Origin of the sequence: Nocardia jinanensis (assembly GCF_014645735.1) — a bacterium.
Lineage (GTDB): Bacteria > Actinomycetota > Actinomycetes > Mycobacteriales > Mycobacteriaceae > Nocardia > Nocardia jinanensis.
The window spans coordinates 854969-873016 of sequence record NZ_BMMH01000001.1; the positions used below are offsets into that span (position 1 = coordinate 854969).

16 protein-coding genes are annotated in these 18048 nt (G+C 67.0%); 7 read left to right on the top strand and 9 right to left on the bottom strand.

From position 1 onward, the window contains the following. Positions 1-112 precede the first annotated feature (112 nt). Positions 113-1573, bottom strand: coding sequence for a malate dehydrogenase (quinone) (gene mqo / locus IEY68_RS03980; protein WP_229718584.1), 1461 nt, complete (start codon positions 1571-1573; stop codon positions 113-115). Between the two features lie 329 nt (positions 1574-1902). Here mqo and IEY68_RS03985 point away from each other — a divergent pair, with 329 nt between their 5' ends. After that, complete coding sequence (locus tag IEY68_RS03985; protein WP_062996211.1) at positions 1903-2934, top strand: alpha/beta hydrolase; 1032 nt, start codon at positions 1903-1905, stop codon at positions 2932-2934. Position 2935: 1 nt separating this feature from the next. On the opposite strand, the gene IEY68_RS03990 is transcribed toward IEY68_RS03985, so the two are convergent. The 5 genes from IEY68_RS03990 to IEY68_RS04010 form a co-directional block, all read right to left on the bottom strand. Continuing rightward, positions 2936-3499: a hypothetical protein gene (locus IEY68_RS03990; protein ID WP_062996213.1), complete on the bottom strand. Its 564-nt coding sequence runs from the start codon at positions 3497-3499 to the stop codon at positions 2936-2938. A 97-nt stretch (positions 3500-3596) separates the two neighbouring features. Then, positions 3597-5219 carry a cobyric acid synthase gene (locus IEY68_RS03995; RefSeq protein ID WP_062996215.1) on the bottom strand — a complete coding sequence of 541 codons (1623 nt, stop codon included), beginning with the start codon at positions 5217-5219 and terminating at the stop codon, positions 3597-3599. Next, positions 5216-6079 carry a type I methionyl aminopeptidase gene (map, locus tag IEY68_RS04000; RefSeq protein WP_062996217.1) on the bottom strand — a complete coding sequence of 288 codons (864 nt, stop codon included), beginning with the start codon at positions 6077-6079 and terminating at the stop codon, positions 5216-5218. The genes IEY68_RS03995 and map overlap by 4 nt, the downstream gene beginning before the upstream one ends. An 80-nt stretch (positions 6080-6159) precedes the next feature. After that, positions 6160-6933: a GntR family transcriptional regulator gene (locus tag IEY68_RS04005; protein ID WP_189094018.1), complete on the bottom strand. Its 774-nt coding sequence runs from the start codon at positions 6931-6933 to the stop codon at positions 6160-6162. A gap of 163 nt (positions 6934-7096) precedes the next feature. Then, the gene (locus IEY68_RS04010) at positions 7097-7456 is read right to left on the bottom strand and encodes a DUF4254 domain-containing protein (RefSeq protein WP_062996293.1); all 360 of its coding nucleotides are present in this window, start codon (positions 7454-7456) and stop codon (positions 7097-7099) included. 777 nt (positions 7457-8233) lie between these two features. Between IEY68_RS04010 and casG the strand changes: the two genes are divergently transcribed. The 6 genes from casG (at position 8234) to IEY68_RS04040 (ending at position 13998) form a co-directional block, all read left to right on the top strand. After that, positions 8234-9877 carry a steroid-24-oyl-CoA synthetase gene (gene casG, locus IEY68_RS04015; protein WP_062996219.1) on the top strand — a complete coding sequence of 548 codons (1644 nt, stop codon included), beginning with the start codon at positions 8234-8236 and terminating at the stop codon, positions 9875-9877. Positions 9878-10004: 127 nt separating this feature from the next. Continuing rightward, entirely contained in the window at positions 10005-10874 is an 870-nt protein-coding gene (locus tag IEY68_RS04020) for a helix-turn-helix domain-containing protein (RefSeq protein ID WP_062996221.1), read from the top strand. Positions 10875-11040: 166 nt separating this feature from the next. After that, a complete protein-coding gene (locus IEY68_RS04025) occupies positions 11041-12369 on the top strand; it encodes an APC family permease (protein WP_189094051.1) in 1329 nt (442 codons plus the stop codon). 95 nt (positions 12370-12464) lie between these two features. After that, positions 12465-12992, top strand: coding sequence for a hypothetical protein (locus IEY68_RS04030; RefSeq protein WP_063916195.1), 528 nt, complete (start codon positions 12465-12467; stop codon positions 12990-12992). A gap of 67 nt (positions 12993-13059) precedes the next feature. Then, positions 13060-13554: a peroxynitrite isomerase gene (locus IEY68_RS04035; RefSeq protein ID WP_062996227.1), complete on the top strand. Its 495-nt coding sequence runs from the start codon at positions 13060-13062 to the stop codon at positions 13552-13554. 216 nt (positions 13555-13770) lie between these two features. Next, the gene (locus IEY68_RS04040) at positions 13771-13998 is read left to right on the top strand and encodes a hypothetical protein (RefSeq protein ID WP_062996229.1); all 228 of its coding nucleotides are present in this window, start codon (positions 13771-13773) and stop codon (positions 13996-13998) included. An 18-nt stretch (positions 13999-14016) separates the two neighbouring features. Here the strand turns inward: IEY68_RS04040 and IEY68_RS04045 are convergent, their stop codons facing one another. The 3 genes from IEY68_RS04045 to ispG form a co-directional block, all read right to left on the bottom strand. Then, positions 14017-15804, bottom strand: coding sequence for a penicillin-binding transpeptidase domain-containing protein (locus tag IEY68_RS04045; RefSeq protein WP_062996295.1), 1788 nt, complete (start codon positions 15802-15804; stop codon positions 14017-14019). 62 nt (positions 15805-15866) lie between these two features. Beyond that, the gene (locus IEY68_RS04050) at positions 15867-16730 is read right to left on the bottom strand and encodes a GNAT family N-acetyltransferase (RefSeq protein WP_189094019.1); all 864 of its coding nucleotides are present in this window, start codon (positions 16728-16730) and stop codon (positions 15867-15869) included. A 124-nt stretch (positions 16731-16854) separates the two neighbouring features. Next, on the bottom strand, positions 16855-18012 hold the full coding sequence (gene ispG, locus IEY68_RS04055; protein ID WP_062996231.1) for a flavodoxin-dependent (E)-4-hydroxy-3-methylbut-2-enyl-diphosphate synthase: 1158 nt from the start codon (positions 18010-18012) through the stop codon (positions 16855-16857). Between the last annotated feature and the right edge of the window lie 36 nt (positions 18013-18048).

Sequence of the window (18048 nt, forward strand, 5' to 3'; positions counted from 1 at the left end):
TCAGCCGGATATGCACGTGAATGCCCCGCGCGCACCGTCCACAGCGACCGCGACACGACGCGGCCCGCGGAGGTTTCGTCCTCCGCGGGCCGTCGTCGCCGGGTTCGGCGGATCAGACCCCGGCACCGACCGACGTGGGTGCGGCGGAACGGTTGAGCTGCAACGCTTTACCGGTCCAGTCCCAGACCTCGCCGAACAGGCGCTGATTCTCCGACAGCTTCACACCCAGCGAGGGGATCATTTCCTTCAGCTTGGGCGTCCACTGCTCGTACTCGGCCGGGAAGCAGCGTTCCAGCACGTCCAGCATGGCCGTCACACAGGTCGACGCGCCCGGCGAGGCCCCCAGGAGCCCGGCGATGGAGCCGTCCTGCGCGGCGATAACGGCGGTACCCAGTTCCAGCACACCACCGGCGCCCTTACGGCGGATCACCTGCACCCGCTGCCCGGCGGTGATGAGTTCCCAGTCCCGTCCCTCGGCACGCGGAATGAACTCCTCCATGGTGTAGACCCGGCCGGACTGCGATTTCAACAACTCGGTGACCAGGTATTTGACCAGGCTCAGCTCGGTGACACCGACACCGAGCATCGGGGCCAGGTTGCCGGGTTTGATCGATTTGAACAGATCGGCATTACTGCCGTCCTTGAGGAACTTGGGGGTCCAGCCGGCGTAAGGGCCGAACAGCAAGCCGGGCTTGCCCTTGATGACACGGGTGTCCAGATGCGGCACCGACATCGGCGGCGCACCGACCGCGGCCTTGCCGTACACCTTGGCTCCGTGCTGGTCGATCAGGTCGGTGTTGGTACACCGCAGGAACTGACCCGAGACCGGGAAGCCCGCGAACCCGCGGATCTCCTCGATTCCCGCCTTCTGCAGCAGCGGCAACGCCCCGCCGCCGGCCCCGACGAAGACGAAATTGCTGATCAGCGTGCGTGTGCGTCCGGTACGAGTATTGCGCACCTTGACCTTCCAGCTACCGTCCTTCTGCTTGGACAGGTTACGGACCTCATTGCCGAAACCGATCTCCCCGCCGCTGGCACCGATATAGGCGAGCAGTTCTTTGGTGAGCGAGCCGAAATCGATATCGGTGCCGCCATCGGACCAGTTGAGGGCGACCGGATCGGAGAAATCGCGACCGCGGGCCATCAGCGGCAGCCGGCGGGCGAACTCGTCGGAACTGTCGATGTACTCCATGCCCGCGAACAGCGGGTGCCGCGACAGCGCCTCGTAGCGTTTGCGCAGGTACTCCACATCGGCGGCGCCGTGCACGAAACTCACGTGCGGGATGGGGTTGATGAAGCGCGAGGGATCGCCGATGATGCCGTTCTCCGCCGCGAAGGCCCAGAACTGGCGCGATACCTGGAAACGCTCGTTGATATCGACGGCCTTACCGATATCGACCGAACCGTCCGGCTTCTGCGGGCTGTAATTGAGCTCACACAGTGCCGAATGACCGGTACCGGCGTTGTTCCACGGATCACTGCTCTCGGCCGCGGCGGCGTCGAGCCGTTCGAACACCGAGATCGACCAGTCCGGCTGCAGCTGACGCAGCAGCGCGCCGAGAGTGGCGCTCATGATGCCGGCACCGATGAGGACTACATCGGTCTTTTCAGTCTGGGCAGCGTTCGGCACGGGTGTTCGACTTCCTTGTCCTGATGCGCGGGGCGCACATCCGTGGGATGCGGCCCGCTGGGGCACGGGTACTTTGTGCAGTTGTGTACGGGTCGCGATGGTGAGCCCTCCGGGCTCGGCCGAATGTAGGTTACCCGTCGTTCACTACTGCCAATTGTGCACCTCGACACGCCCGGAATCCGCAGCCAGGGCGGCGATTGTGACGTAGATTCCTCCTCCTCGTCACCTTCGGGCCTGCCGTTACTACTCCTCGGTCGCCTAGATTGGAGGCCGTGACGAACGAATCCGCGGCCGGTACCAGCGCCCTCGGACAAGCCGCCGAATGGCAGCCGGATGTCCTCGGTGACGATTACGAATACCGCACTCTGGAACTCGGGCCCGACCCCGACGGTGAAGGCGATATCGTCGCGACCCTGGTCCGGCATCTGCCCGACGCCGGTGCCACGGCCACTGCGGACGCAGTGCTCTACATCCACGGGTTCACCGACTATTTCTTCCAGCGCCACGTCGCCGACCATTTCACCGGCCGCGGACACCGGTTCTACGCGCTCGACCTGCGCAAATGCGGTCGGTCGCTGCAACCCGGCCAAACCCCGCACTTCATCAGCGACCTCGCGTTCTACGACCGGGAACTCGACGACGCGCTACGGGTGATCAATACCGAGACCACGGCGAACGTGCTGGTGGTGGCTCATTCCACCGGCGGCCTGGTGACCTCGCTGTGGCTGGACCGGCTACACCGCGCCGGGGGCACCGCGGCGGCCGGTATCAGCGGGCTGGTCCTGAACAGCCCGTGGTTCGATCTGCAGGGCCCAGCCTATGTGCGCACCGTCGGTACCCAGCTCATCAATACCGTGGGCCGCTTCCGGGGCAAATCCGCGTTGCCGCTCGGCAAATCCAGCGCCTATGGCGACAGCTTGCATCAGAGTATGAGCGGGGAATGGGACTACGACCTGGACTGGAAACCGCGGGACGGTTTCCCGGTGCGGGCCGGCTGGCTGCGCGCGATCCGGCTGGGCCAGGCGCGCCTGCACCGCGGCCTGAACATCGGTGTTCCCGCGCTGCTGTTGCGGTCCGAACTCACCGAGTTCGCGCGGGAGTACGGGCCCACGGTGGATGTCGCGGACGCAGTGCTCGATGTCGCGCAGATCCAGCGCTGGGCGGGTTGTCTGGGCGGCCGCACCAATATCGTGCCGATCGACGGCGCCCGTCACGATGTGTTCCTGTCGGCCGAGGTTCCCCGGACCGAGGCGTTCCGGGAACTGGACAACTGGCTCGACTGGCTGGCAGGGCGGCCGGCCTGATTCACCACATACTGGTGCGCAGCACGATCTCGGTCGCGAACTCCTGATCGGCTTCGGTGGCGATATTGTGGACGTCGACACCGACCACCCGGAATTCGCCGTAGACATGCCGCCCGGAACTGTCGGCGACCGGCCGGGGCAGCTGCTTGGTCACCAGCACGGTGGTGGGCAGTTCGACCGCCGGGCATCCGGGATCGAGTATCTCCCCGGCGCTGTCGGGTGCCGCTGGATGTCCGCGATCGGCGACGACCAGGCTGACAAAACGGCCGAAGCCCTTCGCGCACACCTCCCACGCCACACTGGCACCGGAGCCCCGTCCCGCGACGTTCGCCCAGGGCACGCCGATCTCGTCGAGAGCCGCGTACACCCCGGCGGTGTCGAGCCCCTCGGCCGATTCGAACACGATGGTCCGCAGATCGGAACTGTGCAGCCGTGCGCAGACCCGGTCGTAGATGTCCGGTGGATCACCGGAATCGGGTAGCAGCAGTACGCTGTGCTGGGTCACCGGCCCGTCCACCCGCACCGTCCAGTCCCGGTCACCGACCGCGATGCGCCGAGATTCCATGCCGGTTGACGCTACACCGCCCACCGGTGCCGTGGGGGTGTCCGGGTCCGGAACTCGGAGATCGTGGCGCGGTGTCCCGGGCAGCGCCGGGCCCCGATCAGTTCGCCCCCGACAACGCTTCCAACGTGGAACCGACACTGGGCAGACCGCCCGGCACCCCCTCGGCCAGCAAGCGCTCCAATCCGGCGATATCCAGATGCCCGGAGACCAGGTCGGCCAGCAGATCGAGCTGCGCGGCGCGCACGGCCGCCACCCGGGTGCCGGGGGCCACGGTGAACCCGGTCCGCCCGGCGTACCGGGCGACCTGGGTGAGCCAGATCCGGCGGAATTGGTCGGATTCCAGGAGACCGTGCAGGTGGGTGCCCCAGACCGCGCCCCGGACGCCGCCCTCCGCGATACGCTCCGCGCCCGAGGACCCCGCATCGTTGTCCACGGCCCCGGCGTCCGCCCAGCCTGTGATGTACAGCCACGGCTCCTCGGCGGTGCGCCGCACGTGCCCGTGATGGATCTCGTACCCGGCCGCTGCCGTACCCGCGGGTGCGTCCGGCGCACCGGGTGCACCCACTGCCGTGGTGCGGCGCAGAACCTTCTCTCGCCCGAATTCGATATCCATATCGAGGAGCCCCAGCCCGGCCACCTCCCCCGCGCCCGATTCCACGGCATCCACGATGCGGCGGCCCAGCATCTGATAGCCGCCGCAAATCCCGAGGATCGGCCCACCCGCCGCGGCCCGCCGGCTCAGCGCCTCGGCCATACCGGTCCGCCGCAACCAGGCCAGATCGTCCACGGTGGCCTTGCTACCCGGCACGACGACCAGGTCGGCCTCGGCCAGTCCGGACGGATCGTCCACCCAGCGCACCGCGACCCCGGGTTCACAGGCGAGAGCCTCCACATCGGTGGAGTTGGAGACCCGCGGCAGCCGCACGGCGGCGACAGTGAGCCATTCGCTGCCGATGGGGGCCGCGGGGCGGCCCACGGGAGCGCCCGCGACGGTGCTCAGCGAGTCCTCGGCGTCGATCCACAGCTCGTCGCAGTACGGGAGCACCCCGAGCGTCGGACGGCCGGTGAGCGCTGTCAGCTGGTCCAGGCCGGGCCGCAGCAGCCCTACGTCGCCGCGGAACTTGTTGATCACGAATCCGGCGATCAACCGCTGATCCTCGGGTTCGAGCACCGCGAGGGTGCCGAACAGATGCGCCAGCACCCCGCCCCGGTCGATATCGCCGACGACGAGCACCGGTAAGCCGGCCGCCCGGGCCAGGCCCATATTGGCCAGATCGGTGGCACGCAGGTTGATCTCGGCGGGCGATCCGGCACCCTCGCAGATCACCACATCGAATTCGGCGCGCAACGCGGCCAGTTCGGCGGCCACCACTTCGCGCAGCCGGGTGCGATGGGTGAAATAGTCGGCGGCGCCCACCGTATCCACCACCCGGCCGCGCACCACCAGCTGAGAGCGCCGGTCGCTACCGGGTTTCAGCAGGATCGGGTTGAACCGGACGCTCGGCTCCAGGCCGCACGCCTGGGCCTGTAGCGCCTGGGCGCGACCGATCTCCCCGCCGTCCAGGGTGACCACGGAGTTGTTCGACATGTTCTGCGCCTTGAACGGCGCCACTCGCACCCCGCGCCGCCGCAGCATCCGGCATATCCCGGCGACCACCACGCTCTTACCGGCGTCGGAGGTGGTCCCGGCGATCAGCAGTGCCCCGCCGGGCCGGCTCACGGCAGGGTGAGGATTTCGGCGCCGGTCTCGGTGACCACGAGAGTGTGCTCGAACTGGGCCGTCCACTTGCGGTCCTTGGTGACCACGGTCCAGCCGTCGTCCCAGATCTCGTAGTCGATTCCACCCAGGTTGATCATGGGTTCGATGGTGAAGGTCATCCCGGGTTCGATAACCGATTCGACCGCGGGCTGGTCGTAGTGCAGGATCACCAGGCCGCTGTGGAAGGTGGGTCCGACCCCGTGCCCGGTGAAATCCCGGACGACGCCGTAACCGAACCGGTTCGCGTAGGACTCGATCACCCGGCCGATCACGTTGAGGGCGCGCCCCGGACGTACCGCTCTGATAGCGCGCGCGGTCGCCTCCTCGGTGCGTTCGACGAGCAGTTTCACCTCTTCGTCGACCTCGCCCGCCAGGAAGGTGGCGTTGGTATCACCGTGCACACCGTGGATATAGGCGGTGACATCGATATTGACGATGTCACCGTCCTCTACCACCGTGTTGTCGGGGATACCGTGGCAGATCACCTCGTTGAGCGAGGTGCAGCACGATTTGGGGAAACCCTTGTACCCGAGCGTCGAGGGATAGGCGCCGTGATCGCACATGTACTCGTGGGCGATCCGGTCCAGCTCGTCGGTGGTGACTCCCGGCGCGACCGCCTTACCAGCCTCGGCCAGCGCCCGGGCGGCGATCTGCCCGGCGATCCGCATCTTGTCGATCGTCTCGGGAGTCTGCACCCAGGGCTCGGAGCCCTCCTTCGCCGTCTTCTTCCAGACGTACTCCGGCCGTTCGATCCGGTGAGGGACCTCGCGGATCGGGGTGGGAGTTCCGGGAAACAACGGCTGGCGGATACGCACGGACATGATCCCAGAGTAGTCGGCGCAGGCCGGGCGGTCGCCGGGAACGGTGTCGCCGGCCCGGGCGCGAGGCTCCGGGCCGCGCGTCAGCGGCCGCGACCGCCCGTATTGACCTCGAAGGCGACCCGGTCGCCCCGGTAGAGCGCGGCTACCCGCTCGATCGGGCGCCCCTGGGTGTCCATACCGCGGCGCACCACCCGGAACAACGGAACAGCGGGCCGGCAGCCGAGCAGTCCGGCTTCGCGGGGTGCGGCGAGCACCGTCTCGATACGTTCGGTGGCACCGCCGTATTCGACCCCGGAATCACCGATGGTCGCCGATAGCGACCCGAGTGGGTCGAAACCCGCGCGCAGCCAGCCGAATCGGTCCAGCGACAGATCGATGCGCTCCAGCGCGATCGGTTCGCCATCGGCGTGTAGCAGGCGTTCCAAGGTCATGATCGGGGTCTGCAACGGTAGTTCGAGGTCCCGGGCGATCTCGGCGTCGGCCTCGCCGTCCTCCCAGGACAGCAGACTGCGTACGACACCGGATCCGTCCTCGGCGGTGGGTTCGGGGGCCAGCGGGCGGACCACTTTCGGGCGGGCCAGTACGGTGCCCCGGCCCTGCCTGCGGATGCGCCCCTCCACCGCGAGATCTCGTAGAGCATGACGGACTGTTTCCCGGGCGACCCCGAATCGGCCGGCCAGTTCCCGTTCGGCGGGTACCCGGTCGCCGGGGCGTAGCTCGCCGAGCATCGTGTCCAGTTCGGCACGTACCCGGTAAACCTTCGACAGGGCGGCGATTCCCGGCACCGATGCTGTCACTGTGTCGAGGTCTCGGCGCGACGATACGGCGCCTACGACCCCTTCCGTCTGCCTCATGGCAGAAACTACCTCCAATTGGCCTGTACCGCTGGGTTAACCGGGCATTCGCCGTAGAGTTCCATCCGGTCTAGGCCATTCGACATTCTGCGGTCTTCGTGTGCCCTACTCAGAGGTTCGACGACGTCCATAGGTCTGGACGTGGCGGTGGTCCGCCGAACCCCTACTGCACCGGCAGCCGCCGGCGCCCCACCGCGACCTCGGCGATCAGATCGGTATAACCGTCGACGAGTTCGGCGAGGTGGTACCAGTGCCGGTGCGTCCGGTCACTGCGCACTCCGTCGGCCTCGATCGCTTGATTCGCGGCAACCCAGCTGTGCGCCATCCGGTCGATCACCGCACCGAGGCTTTCGGTATGCAACGAGGCACCGTTGCGGTGCTGCGGCATCTTCCGGGTGATCCAGTCGTTGATCTCGTCCACGAGTTCCGTTCGGCGACAGTCGATTTCCGCGACCTCCGCCATATCGCGAACATGCGCGCGGCGTTTGTGCAGTTCGACCAGCGCGTGGGCGAAGCGCAGCAGCACACGCTCCTGAACCCGCCGCCCCTGGAAGGCGCACAGCAGTTGTGGCGCAGTCGGCAGGCTTCCCAGAGTGGGTGCGCTCATCCGCACCCCTCGAACTCACCCGGCACCATCACACTCTGTACCAACATGATCGGCTCTCGATTCGGTAATCCCGGACATCGGATCGTTGTTCACAACAAGGCTAGCTGGATCATGCTCTTACATATGCAAGAACACAAGACTCCGGTACGCAATGTTGCGAACAGCGTCCTGCGCAAGCCTAACGACCCTTCCCACGGGACCGGACCCGGTCCCACCGAAAACACGTACCCGCCATGACCGTTCCCGCCGGCGGCCCGAATCCCCGCCGCCCCGAACCATACCCGCACACCGCCGAGACCAGGCACGACCGCGCGCTACGCGACCACATCGCAACCGTGCCGAAACATATCCGCACCGCTCACCGGGAACCATACCGATCCCTATGGTGCTGCGGCACAAGGACCCCGGCGATATCGCCCGCCGTCAAGGGCATACGAGACGGAGTCGGCACAAGACCTTTCGGGATACCCGGCGGGAAAACGGTCGTGCAGCCGTGATGCACGGTCACTCGCGCGATTCGGATTGCCAAGTATTTGCCGATACTTCGGATGCCCTGGACCGTGATCCATTTCCGCTTCCCCGGTCATCGAGCCGCCCGCGCGCACGACACGATCGCAACGGTCGGTCGCCGGCACGGCCACCTCATGCGGTATGGATTCTCTGGACAGTTGTCGACAAGGATGTGGTCCCCCGATGAGCAGTGCCCCAGACCCCCGAGCCGCCGCCGCGCGCGCGGCGGCCGAGCTCACCGGCCCCGGCGGACCGTTCGAACTGTCGACCGAGACGGTGCTCGGCGCCCCGATCGCCGTCCGGCGCCATCGGCGCCGCTCGCTGCGCGAACTGCTCGACGCCTCGCAGGCCTGGGGTGAGCGCGACTACCTGGTCACGGCCGACCGGCGCATTTCGTTCACCGAGCACGCAGCCGCAGCCCAGGCGCTGGCGCGGGCCCTCGCCGACCGGTACGACGTCGGCCGCGGCGACCGGATCGGCATCCTGGCCGCCAACGGCCCCGAATGGGTGATCGCCTTCTGGGCGGCACAGTGCCTCGGCGCGGTCGCGGTCGCCTACAACGCGTGGTGGGCTGCCCCGGAAGTCGCATACGGCATCCGGCACACCGAACCGGCGGTAATCGTCGCGGACACGAAACGCGCTGTCCTGGCCGCTGATACCGGGGTCCCCGTCCTCACCACGACCGAGGACCTGCCGCAGCTGATCGCCGGCCACCGGGGCGCGGCACCGGTGGTTCCGGTCGCCGAGGACGATCCGGCGGTCCTCCTCTACACCAGCGGTACCACCGGGCGCCCCAAGGGCGTGGTGCACACTCATCGCAACCTGATCGCGATCACCGACTACCACCGCTACACCGATGCGCTGGGCGCGGCGGTGGGCGGCCGCGCGCATCGGGAACCGAGCGATAAACGGTTCCTGCTCACCTCGCCCCTCTTCCATATCGCCAGCCTGCACAACCTCGTGATCCCCCGGCTCACCACCGGCGCCGCCGTAGTCCTGCACACCGGCGCCTTCGACGCCGAACAGGTCCTGGCACTGATGGAACGGGAACGAGTGACCAACTGGGGTGCCGTGCCGACCCTGGCCGCCCGGCTACTGGAACACGATCTGCGCGGGTACGACCTGTCCGCCCTCACCTCGCTGTCACTGAACGCCGCTCCCTCCTCACCCGCCTTCCAGCAGCGGCTACGGGGCCGGCTTCCCGGCACCGGAATCGCACTGACCACCAGTTACGGCCTCACCGAGAGTGGTACCGCCGCGACCGTCGCGACACCCGCGGAACTCGCCGGTGATCCGGAGACCGTCGGACGCCCGATTCTGGGTGTATCCGTCGAGATCCGCGATACTGCCGGGATTCCCGTGGCCGAGGGCACCGAAGGTGAGATATGGGTTCGCAGCCCGTACGTCATGCTCGGCTACTGGCGAGACGTTGCGGCGACTGCCGCGGCGATCGACAGCCGACGCTGGTTGCGGACCGGCGATTTCGGCACCCTTTCCGGTGGTGCGCTCCGGATGGCCGGGCGCCGTACCGATCTCATTCTGCGCGGCGGAGAGAACGTGTACCCCATCGAAATAGAGAATGTGCTCGACGAGCATCCGGCGGTGCGGGAGTCCGCAGTACTAGGGGTGCCCGATGACGATCTGGGTCAGCGAGTCGCGGCGGTAGTGGTCACCGATGACCCGGATACGCTCGATGCCGACGAACTCCGCGCGTTCACCGCCCAGCGGCTCGCGTACTTCAAGGTCCCCGAACGCTGGACGATCACCACCTCACCGCTGCCGCGCAACGCCACCGGAAAGGTGTTGCGCCGTGAGATCACGCCGTGAGCACCGGTTTGTGACCTCTGCCAGTCCCATCGCGGGTCTTTCCTCGTTATTGTTGCTCTACAGAAGGCGTGGCGGGCGAGCGATAGTGATCGGCGGACCACGCCACGCGCGAGTCGAAAGGGATGACATGGCAGGCAAACGCACCGTCCTCACGGCGGGCCTGCGCCGGCTCTCGGTGCTGCTGCTGGAGATGCGCGACGACGCCGGGCTGAGCAAAGAGGATGTCAGCGCTCGGACCGGGATCAATGTGACCACCCTGTATCGCATCGAGACCGCACAGGCCCGGCCGCAGCGTCGCACACTGATGACCATGCTGGACCTCTACGGCGTCGAAGAGGTTCGGCGCGACGAGGCCCTGGAATTGTTGTCCGACGCCCAGAAGCCCGGCATGTCGCGGCCCTACGAGGCGAGCCTGTCGGAGGTTTACGCCGCGTACATCAATTTCGAATCGGTGGCGCTGTCGGCCCGGCATTATCAGACCTCTTTCATTCCCGGGCTGTTGCAGACCGAGCAGTACGCCATGGCCGTGATCGATACGTGTATGCCGAAATTGGAGGCATCGGATCTGGAACGCCGGGCGCGCGCCCGGATGGACCGGGCCGCGGTCCTGGCCAAGGACGAGCCGCTCGAATTATGGGTGGTACTCGACGAAGCCGCCATCCGCCGGATGGTCGGCGGCCCGGAGGTCATGAGCGGCCAATTGCGCCGGCTGGGTGAGGCGACCAAACGCAAGAACGTGATCCTGCAGATCCTCCCCTTCGACGCGGGCGCCCACCCGGGTATGGCCGGATCGTTCACAATTCTCGATTTCCCCGACCCCACCGATCCCGAACTGGTCTATGTCGAGGGCATTTCCGGCGACGCGCTCGTCGAGGGGCATACCGAGATCCGGCGTTTCGGTGTCATGTTCGACCAGCTGCGGGCAATGGCACTGAGCCCCCGGGACTCCGCGGTGGTGATCGCCGAGGCCGCCGCGGCGGCCGAAGCGATGGCCTGATCTTGTGAACAGCCTGTGAACTAGGAGTCCGGGCCACACCGAGTGGGTACCCGGACCGGGACTGTTCGATTCACGGCTCGTACGGCCACTGCGGGGATGAGGGGTTCTCTTGGCAGACGTCACCGACCGGACCGGACCGGCGCAGCAACCGGAGCTCAAACGGGTCATGGGCCCGTGGCTGCTGTTGCTGTTCATCGTCGGCGATATTCTCGGCACCGGTATCTACGCACTCACCGGCCGCGTGGCCGGGGAGGTCGGCGGGGCGGTGTGGGTCCCGTTCCTGGTCGCGTTCGGGGTCGCGATGATCACCGGCCTCAGCTATCTGGAACTGGTCACCAAATACCCGCAGGCCGCCGGGGCCGCGCTCTACACACACAAGGCATTCGGCATCCATTTCGTCACCTTCATGGTGACCTTCGCGGTGATGAGTTCCGGTATCACCTCCGCCGCGACCGCGGCCAAAGCCTTCGCGGCGAACTTCGCCGAAGCCTTCGAATTCGACGGCAACGGACTACTGCTCACCGTGATCGCCCTGGCGTTCATGGCCGCGGTCGCGGCGATCAACCTGCGCGGCGTCGGCGAGAGCGTCAAGGCCAATGTCCTGCTCACCTGTGTGGAACTATCCGGTCTGCTGATCGTGGTGTGTATCGGAATGTGGGCATTGGGGTTCGGTAACGGCGACTTCGGCCGGATCGTCGAATTCGACACCGGGGACCGTACGGCGTTCGGCGGAGTCATCGCGGCGACGACGCTGGCCTTCTATGCCATGGTCGGGTTCGAGGATTCGGTGAATATGGCCGAAGAGACCAAAGAGCCCAGCCGGATCTTCCCGAAGATCCTGCTCAGTGGGCTGCTGATCACCGGCGCCATCTACATCGTGGTCTCCATCACCGCGGTGGCCCTGGTCCCACCCGAGAAACTCGCCGAGGGTGATACCCCCTTGCTGCAGGTCGTGAAGATCGGCGCACCGGGATTCCCGACTCAGATCTTCGCCTTCATCACTATGTTCGCCGTGGCCAACTCGGCACTGATCAATATGCTCATGGCCAGTCGGCTGCTGTACGGAATGGCCAAGCACAAGGTGGTCCCACGGGTGCTGGGCAGGGTCGGCCAGGGCCGCCGCACACCGTATATCGCGATCATGTTCACCACCGCGCTCGCCTTCGGACTGCTCGCCTTCGTCGACGATGTCCCCGAACTCGGCGGCACCACCGCGCTGCTGCTGCTCGTGGTCTTCACCATCGTCAATATCGCGGTACTGGTGCTGCGGCGCGACACGGTCGGACACGATCACTTCCGCACCCCGACGCCGCTGCCGGTGCTCGGCGCGGTGTGCTGTGCGTATCTGGCCACCCCGTTCACCGATCGCAATCCCCAGCAGTACGTCATCGCCGGGGTGCTGCTCGTCGTCGGTGTCGTGCTGTGGGCGTTCACCGCACTGTGGAACAAACAGCACAATGTGCGGTCCCTGGGCCCGGGGATCGATATCGAGTAGCCTGCCACGCTCCCGCCCAGGTCGCCGGTTCTCCACCGGTGGGCAGGAATTCGCGGAAGTGACGAGCGGACCCGCGATCGGTAACGTATTCGCCGATGACAAGCATGGACGCCAGGTTCGGCGATGCGGCTGGGTCGGTGCCCCTGCCCAGCCCGTGGGACCTCAACGCCTACCTCGCCGAGGTGGCCGCGCACCGGAAGCGGCCGATCTCGTTACAGCCGGCCCACCGGTCGGCGCTGGCCGATCTGGGATGCAACGGTAACGGCCTCTGGATCGCCCGCAAGAACGACGACATCATCGTCTTCGACGCATCAGCCTCGGGCCGCAACGCCGACCACATCGTGCTGCACGCGATCGGTCATATGCTGATGGGCCACGGCGGGCCGGGGGCCGAGGATCCGGACACCACTCGCATCTCGCTCGGGGCGCTCAACGCCTCATTGCTCGACGCGCTCGCCACGATCGCGCCCGGATCGATCACCCAGATCCTGGGCCGCGACGATTTCGGTCCCGACCGGGAACGCGAGGCGGGGGTGTTCGCCGAGATGACCATGGTCTACGCGGCGCTGCCCCGGCGGCGCACCCGGTCCTTCTGGCCGTTCGGACGTCGCCGCAACAAATAGCACGCCCCGGCACGCGGACGGGTACGAATGCTTCCGATACCCGGATGAGGGTCTACGCTTGTGGGCCGTGGCCGAACCGCAGACACCCGCCCCGCATCCCGATATCGCCCCGCTGGCCGGATTGCTCGGCACCTGGCGCGGTGCGGGGCAGGGTGATTACCCCACGATCGAGCCTTTCGGCTATCTGGAGGAGATCACATTCGGGCATTTGGGCCGCCCGTTCCTGACCTACCGGCAGCGCACCCGGCACGCCGACGACAATCGCCCGTTGCACGTGGAGACCGGCTACCTGCGTTGTCCCGGCCCCGATCGAGTGGAGCTCATTCTCTCCCATCCCACCGGGATCACCGAGATCTGCGAGGGAAAACTCACGCTCGGCGACGACGAGATCCGCATGGAACTGGAATCGACCGCGATCGGTCTGAGCACGACGGCCAAATCCGTGACCGCGCTGAGCCGGACCATCCATATGCACGCCGGAGTCATCGACTACACCCTGCAGATGGGTGCTGTGGGCCTGCCCTTACAGGATCATCTCGCGGCCAGCCTGCAGAAAGTCTGAACGGGACATAACGAGTAGATCACGGATCTCGGTGACCCGGGTCACGATTTGCTCGTCATCGATTTTCTGCACCTTTCCATCTTGTCTCGGTGCGCACTCCCGGCTTAGGTTGGCCTGAGCAGCAAATCATCAGATAACTCTTCCGCAGAGTCCGGTCGCTCAGCAGCGACCCGAGCTCGCTGTCTGTCGAACCTCTGATTCGGAGGGAGCCGCGAAATGAAGCGTTTCACCGTTGGTTTCATCACCGCCGGATTGATTCTGGGGGGCACCGGGGTCGTCGAGATCCTGGGCACCGATACCGCCTCGTCCGCGCCGGTCACCGACCGGACGGTATCGGTCGTCGCCCCCGCGCGGGTCAGTGATTCGGTGACCACCGATACCCGCATCACCGATATAGGCCATCGTTACGCGACTCGATCGGGTACCGAATCGGCCGGACAGTGACCGGCCGCCCGGAGCCGATCAGTACCCGCCGGGCAGCGCAGCGAACATATCCCGCGTCACGGCCACGGCGTTATCGGAACTTCCGCCCCTGACCAGCAGCGTCGCGAAGGCGATATCGCCCCGGTAACCGACGAACCAGGAATGTGAACCTCCCTCCACCTCCGCTTCGCCGGTCTTGCCGAACACTTCCCCTTGATCGGCTATCCGCTCCGCCGTGCCCGAGACGACCACCTGACGCATCATCGCGCGCAGGCCGCGCACCACTTCCGGATCGAGGCCGGGCCGCGGGCCGTCGACCGCTGTGTCCCGCCCGGCGATCAGATAGGGGGTCGGCGCCGACCCGGAGGCGACGGCCGCGGCCATGAGGGCCATACCGAACGGACTCACCACGACCCGCCCCTGCCCTATCCCGTCCTCGGTGCGCTGGGTGCGGTCCTGCGCCGCGGGCACCGATCCGGAAAAGGTCGGCAGCCCCGCCACGGTGTAATCCGGGCCGATACCGAAAGCCGCCGCGCTGTCGGTGAGCGCGGATTCCGGCAATTCACTGGCCAATCGGGCGAACGAGGTATTGCACGACCGCGCGTACGCGGTGGTCATGGGAACGTCACCGACGGAGAAGCCCTCGTAATTCGGGATCATCCGCTCCCCTATGGTGATCGCGCTCGGGCACGAGACGACCGTGTCCGGCGTCGCGATTCCCACCGCCATCGCGGCGGCCGCGGTGACCGTTTTGAACACCGAACCGGGTGGGTACTGACCGATCGTGGCGACCGGACCGTCCCGGTCGGCCGCCGAATTCTGCGCCACCGCGAGAATCCCGCCGGTCGAGGGTTCGATCACCACCATCATGGCCTGTTCCCGACGTCCGTCGACCGCGCGCTGCGCCGCGTTCTGGATCCGGCGGTCCACGCTGAGCGCGAAGGACGGCGCCGGCTGCGCCGCCACCTCCTGCAACACCCCGGTCTCGGCACCGTTGGCGTTACGAGCCACCACCCGCCAGCCGGCCCTGCCGTCGACATCGGCGATCACCGTCTGCCGCACCTGCACCATCAGATCGGGGGCGAATTTCCGGTCGGTAGGGGCCATATCCCACTCCTGGGTCACCCGTACACCCGGTAACCCGATGAGCCGGGGACCGGCTCGGCCGAACTCGACCTCGTTCAGCACTATCACTGTGTACGCACCGTCGGCGGCGCGCGCGGAATCCAGGATGCGCTCGGGTGTGAGCCGCTCGTCGATATCGTCCAGGGCCTGCGACAACGCCGCCGCCACCCGGTGCGGATCCGCGCTGCCGGCGGCGTCGAAGGTCACCCGCGAGACGGTCCCCGGCACCAGCACATCACTACCGGACTGTTCGTTCACCCGGGCCCGCGGCGCCTGCTGTACCGACAGTGCCATGGTCTGGGTGTCACCGAGCCGGGGATGGACAGCCGCACCGCTCCAGCGGACCGTCCAGGAACCGCCGGCTCGCACCATCGGCAGTTGCCCCGAATAGGTCCAGCCGCGGCCACCGGCCAGCCGCCATTCATAGGTGTAGTCGACGGTGGCGGTATCGCCGGAGATCCGTGCCGCGCCGGTATTCGCGTGGAGTTCTTCGGCATCCAGCTGGTCCCAGGCCGAAGTCAATGCGGCAAGAGCCTTTTCGGGGCGGTTGGTCAGGTCGGCGGCGGTCTCGATATCGCGGGCGGTGAAGGCGCCCAGAAAACTGTCCGCGGCGGTGATCGGTCCGGAAGAGCCCGCCCCACAGCCGGTCACGGCGAACGCCAGCGCCGCGACCACGATCACGAGCACCGACCGGATCGCCATCGCTGCCGATGGTAAGCGACCGGGCCCGGTGATCACCTGCGGCACACCGGATCCGGTTCGGATCAGTCGAGTAGAACCGTCGCGAAGGTGGCGATCTGCCGGAATCCGACCGCCCGATAGGCTCGCCGGGCCACCTCGTTGTAGTCGTTGACATACAGGCTGGCAGTCCGGCCCGAAGCGACCACCGAATTGGCCACCGCCGCCGTTCCCGTGGTTCCCAGACCCTGTCCGCGGTGTTCCGGGTGCACCCAGACACCCTGGATCTGACCGGTACGCCGGGACTGGGCGCCCACTTCGGCCTTGAACACCACTTCGCCGTCGGCGAACCGCGCCCAGGCCCGGCCGGCCTCGATCAGCCCGGCCACCCGGCGCCGGTAGCCGCGGCCACCGTCCCCGGCCCGGGGATCGACTCCGACCTCCTCGATGAACATCGCGATCGCCGCCGCGAGGTACCGGTCCAGTTCCTCGGGGCGGACCTGGCGCACCTCGGGGTCGGCGGCCGCGATGGCGGTATCGGTGAGTGCCAGCAGCGGCTGCGCGCCTCGGATCTCGCGTTCCGGACCCCAGTGGTCGGCGAGCATCTCCCACAGCGGCAGGGCCAGTTCCTGGCGGCCGACCACCGAGGAGCACATCCGGGGCCACCGGATCGCGCGATCGGCGAAGGCGCGTAGCGCGTCACGCCCGCCGCGTAGCGGGATGATGTTCACCCCGGAGAAGCACAGCGATTCCGACGGGCCGTTGTGGCTCCACAGCTCACCCTGACCGCATCGGTTGTCCAGACCGTATTCCTGTAGCCGGGCAGCGACCATGCAGGTCGCCACCGGATCGTCGTCGAGGACCCGGAGTACCTGCGCCAGGTCTCGCTTGGCGAGCTGGCGCGCGGGAACGTATTTCGCACGCCGGGTCGGCTCCAGCAGACTCCGCACCTACAACAGCCTGCCATGAACCGAGCCGAGACGGTACGGATATCCGGAAAGCACGTGGCCGTGCCGGTGAGCCGGGACAGCACACCCCGGCCCGCCGCGGCGGTGGGCCGGGGTAACGGGGCACTCAGCCCACGCTGATGACCGGTGCCCCGGTCTCCGCATCCTCACCCATCTCCTCGGCGATCCGCATGGCCTCCTCGATGAGGGTTTCCACGATCTGGGCCTCGGGCACCGTTTTCACGACCTCGCCCTTGACGAAGATCTGACCCCTGCCGTTACCGGAAGCGACACCGAGATCGGCCTCCCGGGCCTCACCCGGACCGTTCACCACGCAGCCCATGACCGCGACCCGCAACGGCACCTCCAGGCCGTCCAGACCCGCGGTGACCTCGTTGGCCAGCGTGTACACATCGACCTGCGCGCGCCCGCACGAGGGACAGGACACGATCTCGAGCTTGCGGGGGCGCAGGTTCAGCGACTGCAGGATCTGCCCGCCGACCTTCACTTCCTCGGCCGGTGGCGCGGACAGCGAAACCCGGATGGTGTCGCCGATGCCTTCGCTGAGCAGCGCGCCGAACGCCACCGCGGATTTCACGGTGCCCTGGAACGCCGGGCCCGCCTCGGTGACCCCGAGGTGCAGCGGATAGTCGGATTGCGCGGCGAGTTGCCGGTACGCCTCGACCATCACCACCGGATCGTTGTGCTTGACCGAGATCTTGATATCGCCGAATCCGTATTCCTCGAACAGGCCCGCCTCCCACAGCGCCGATTCCACCAGCGCTTCCGGGGTGGCCTTGCCGTACTTGTCCATCATCCGTTTGTCGAGGGACCCGGCGTTCACTCCGATCCGGATCGGGATACCGGCGGCACCGGCCGCTTTGGCGACCTCTTTCACCCGGCCGTCGAATTCCTTGATGTTGCCCGGGTTCACCCGTACCGCCGCGCAGCCCGCATCGATGGCGGCGAAGATGTAGCGCGGCTGGAAATGAATATCGGCGATAACCGGGATCTGCGACTTCTTCGCGATCGTGGCCAGGGCGTCGGCATCCTCCTGCCGCGGGCACGCCACGCGCACGATATCGCAGCCCGACGCGGTGAGCTCCGCGATCTGCTGCAGAGTCGCGTTCACATCGTGCGTTTTGGTCGTCGTCATCGACTGCACCGAGATCGGGTGGTCGCTGCCCACACCGACACCGCCCACCATGAGTTGACGGGTCTTGCGTCGCGGTGCGAGCACCGCGACCGGTGCGGTCGGCATCCCCAATCCGATTGTGCTGGTCACTTTCGGCTGCCTACTTTCGTACTGGTCCGGCCGGTC

Excerpts from the sequence above, each read along its gene's own strand:
- mqo (WP_229718584.1), bottom strand. The coding sequence starts at position 1,573 with ATGAGCGCCACTCTCGGCGCGCTGCTGCGTCAGCTGCAGCCGGACTGG.
- IEY68_RS03990 (WP_062996213.1), bottom strand. The coding sequence starts at position 3,499 with ATGGAATCTCGGCGCATCGCGGTCGGTGACCGGGACTGGACGGTGCGG.
- map (WP_062996217.1), bottom strand. The coding sequence starts at position 6,079 with ATGTCCGTGCGTATCCGCCAGCCGTTGTTTCCCGGAACTCCCACCCCG.
- IEY68_RS04005 (WP_189094018.1), bottom strand. The coding sequence starts at position 6,933 with ATGAGGCAGACGGAAGGGGTCGTAGGCGCCGTATCGTCGCGCCGAGAC.
- casG (WP_062996219.1), top strand. The coding sequence starts at position 8,234 with ATGAGCAGTGCCCCAGACCCCCGAGCCGCCGCCGCGCGCGCGGCGGCC.
- IEY68_RS04020 (WP_062996221.1), top strand. The coding sequence starts at position 10,005 with ATGGCAGGCAAACGCACCGTCCTCACGGCGGGCCTGCGCCGGCTCTCG.
- IEY68_RS04025 (WP_189094051.1), top strand. The coding sequence starts at position 11,041 with ATGGGCCCGTGGCTGCTGTTGCTGTTCATCGTCGGCGATATTCTCGGC.
- IEY68_RS04030 (WP_063916195.1), top strand. The coding sequence starts at position 12,465 with ATGACAAGCATGGACGCCAGGTTCGGCGATGCGGCTGGGTCGGTGCCC.
- IEY68_RS04040 (WP_062996229.1), top strand. The coding sequence starts at position 13,771 with ATGAAGCGTTTCACCGTTGGTTTCATCACCGCCGGATTGATTCTGGGG.
- IEY68_RS04045 (WP_062996295.1), bottom strand. The coding sequence starts at position 15,804 with ATGGCGATCCGGTCGGTGCTCGTGATCGTGGTCGCGGCGCTGGCGTTC.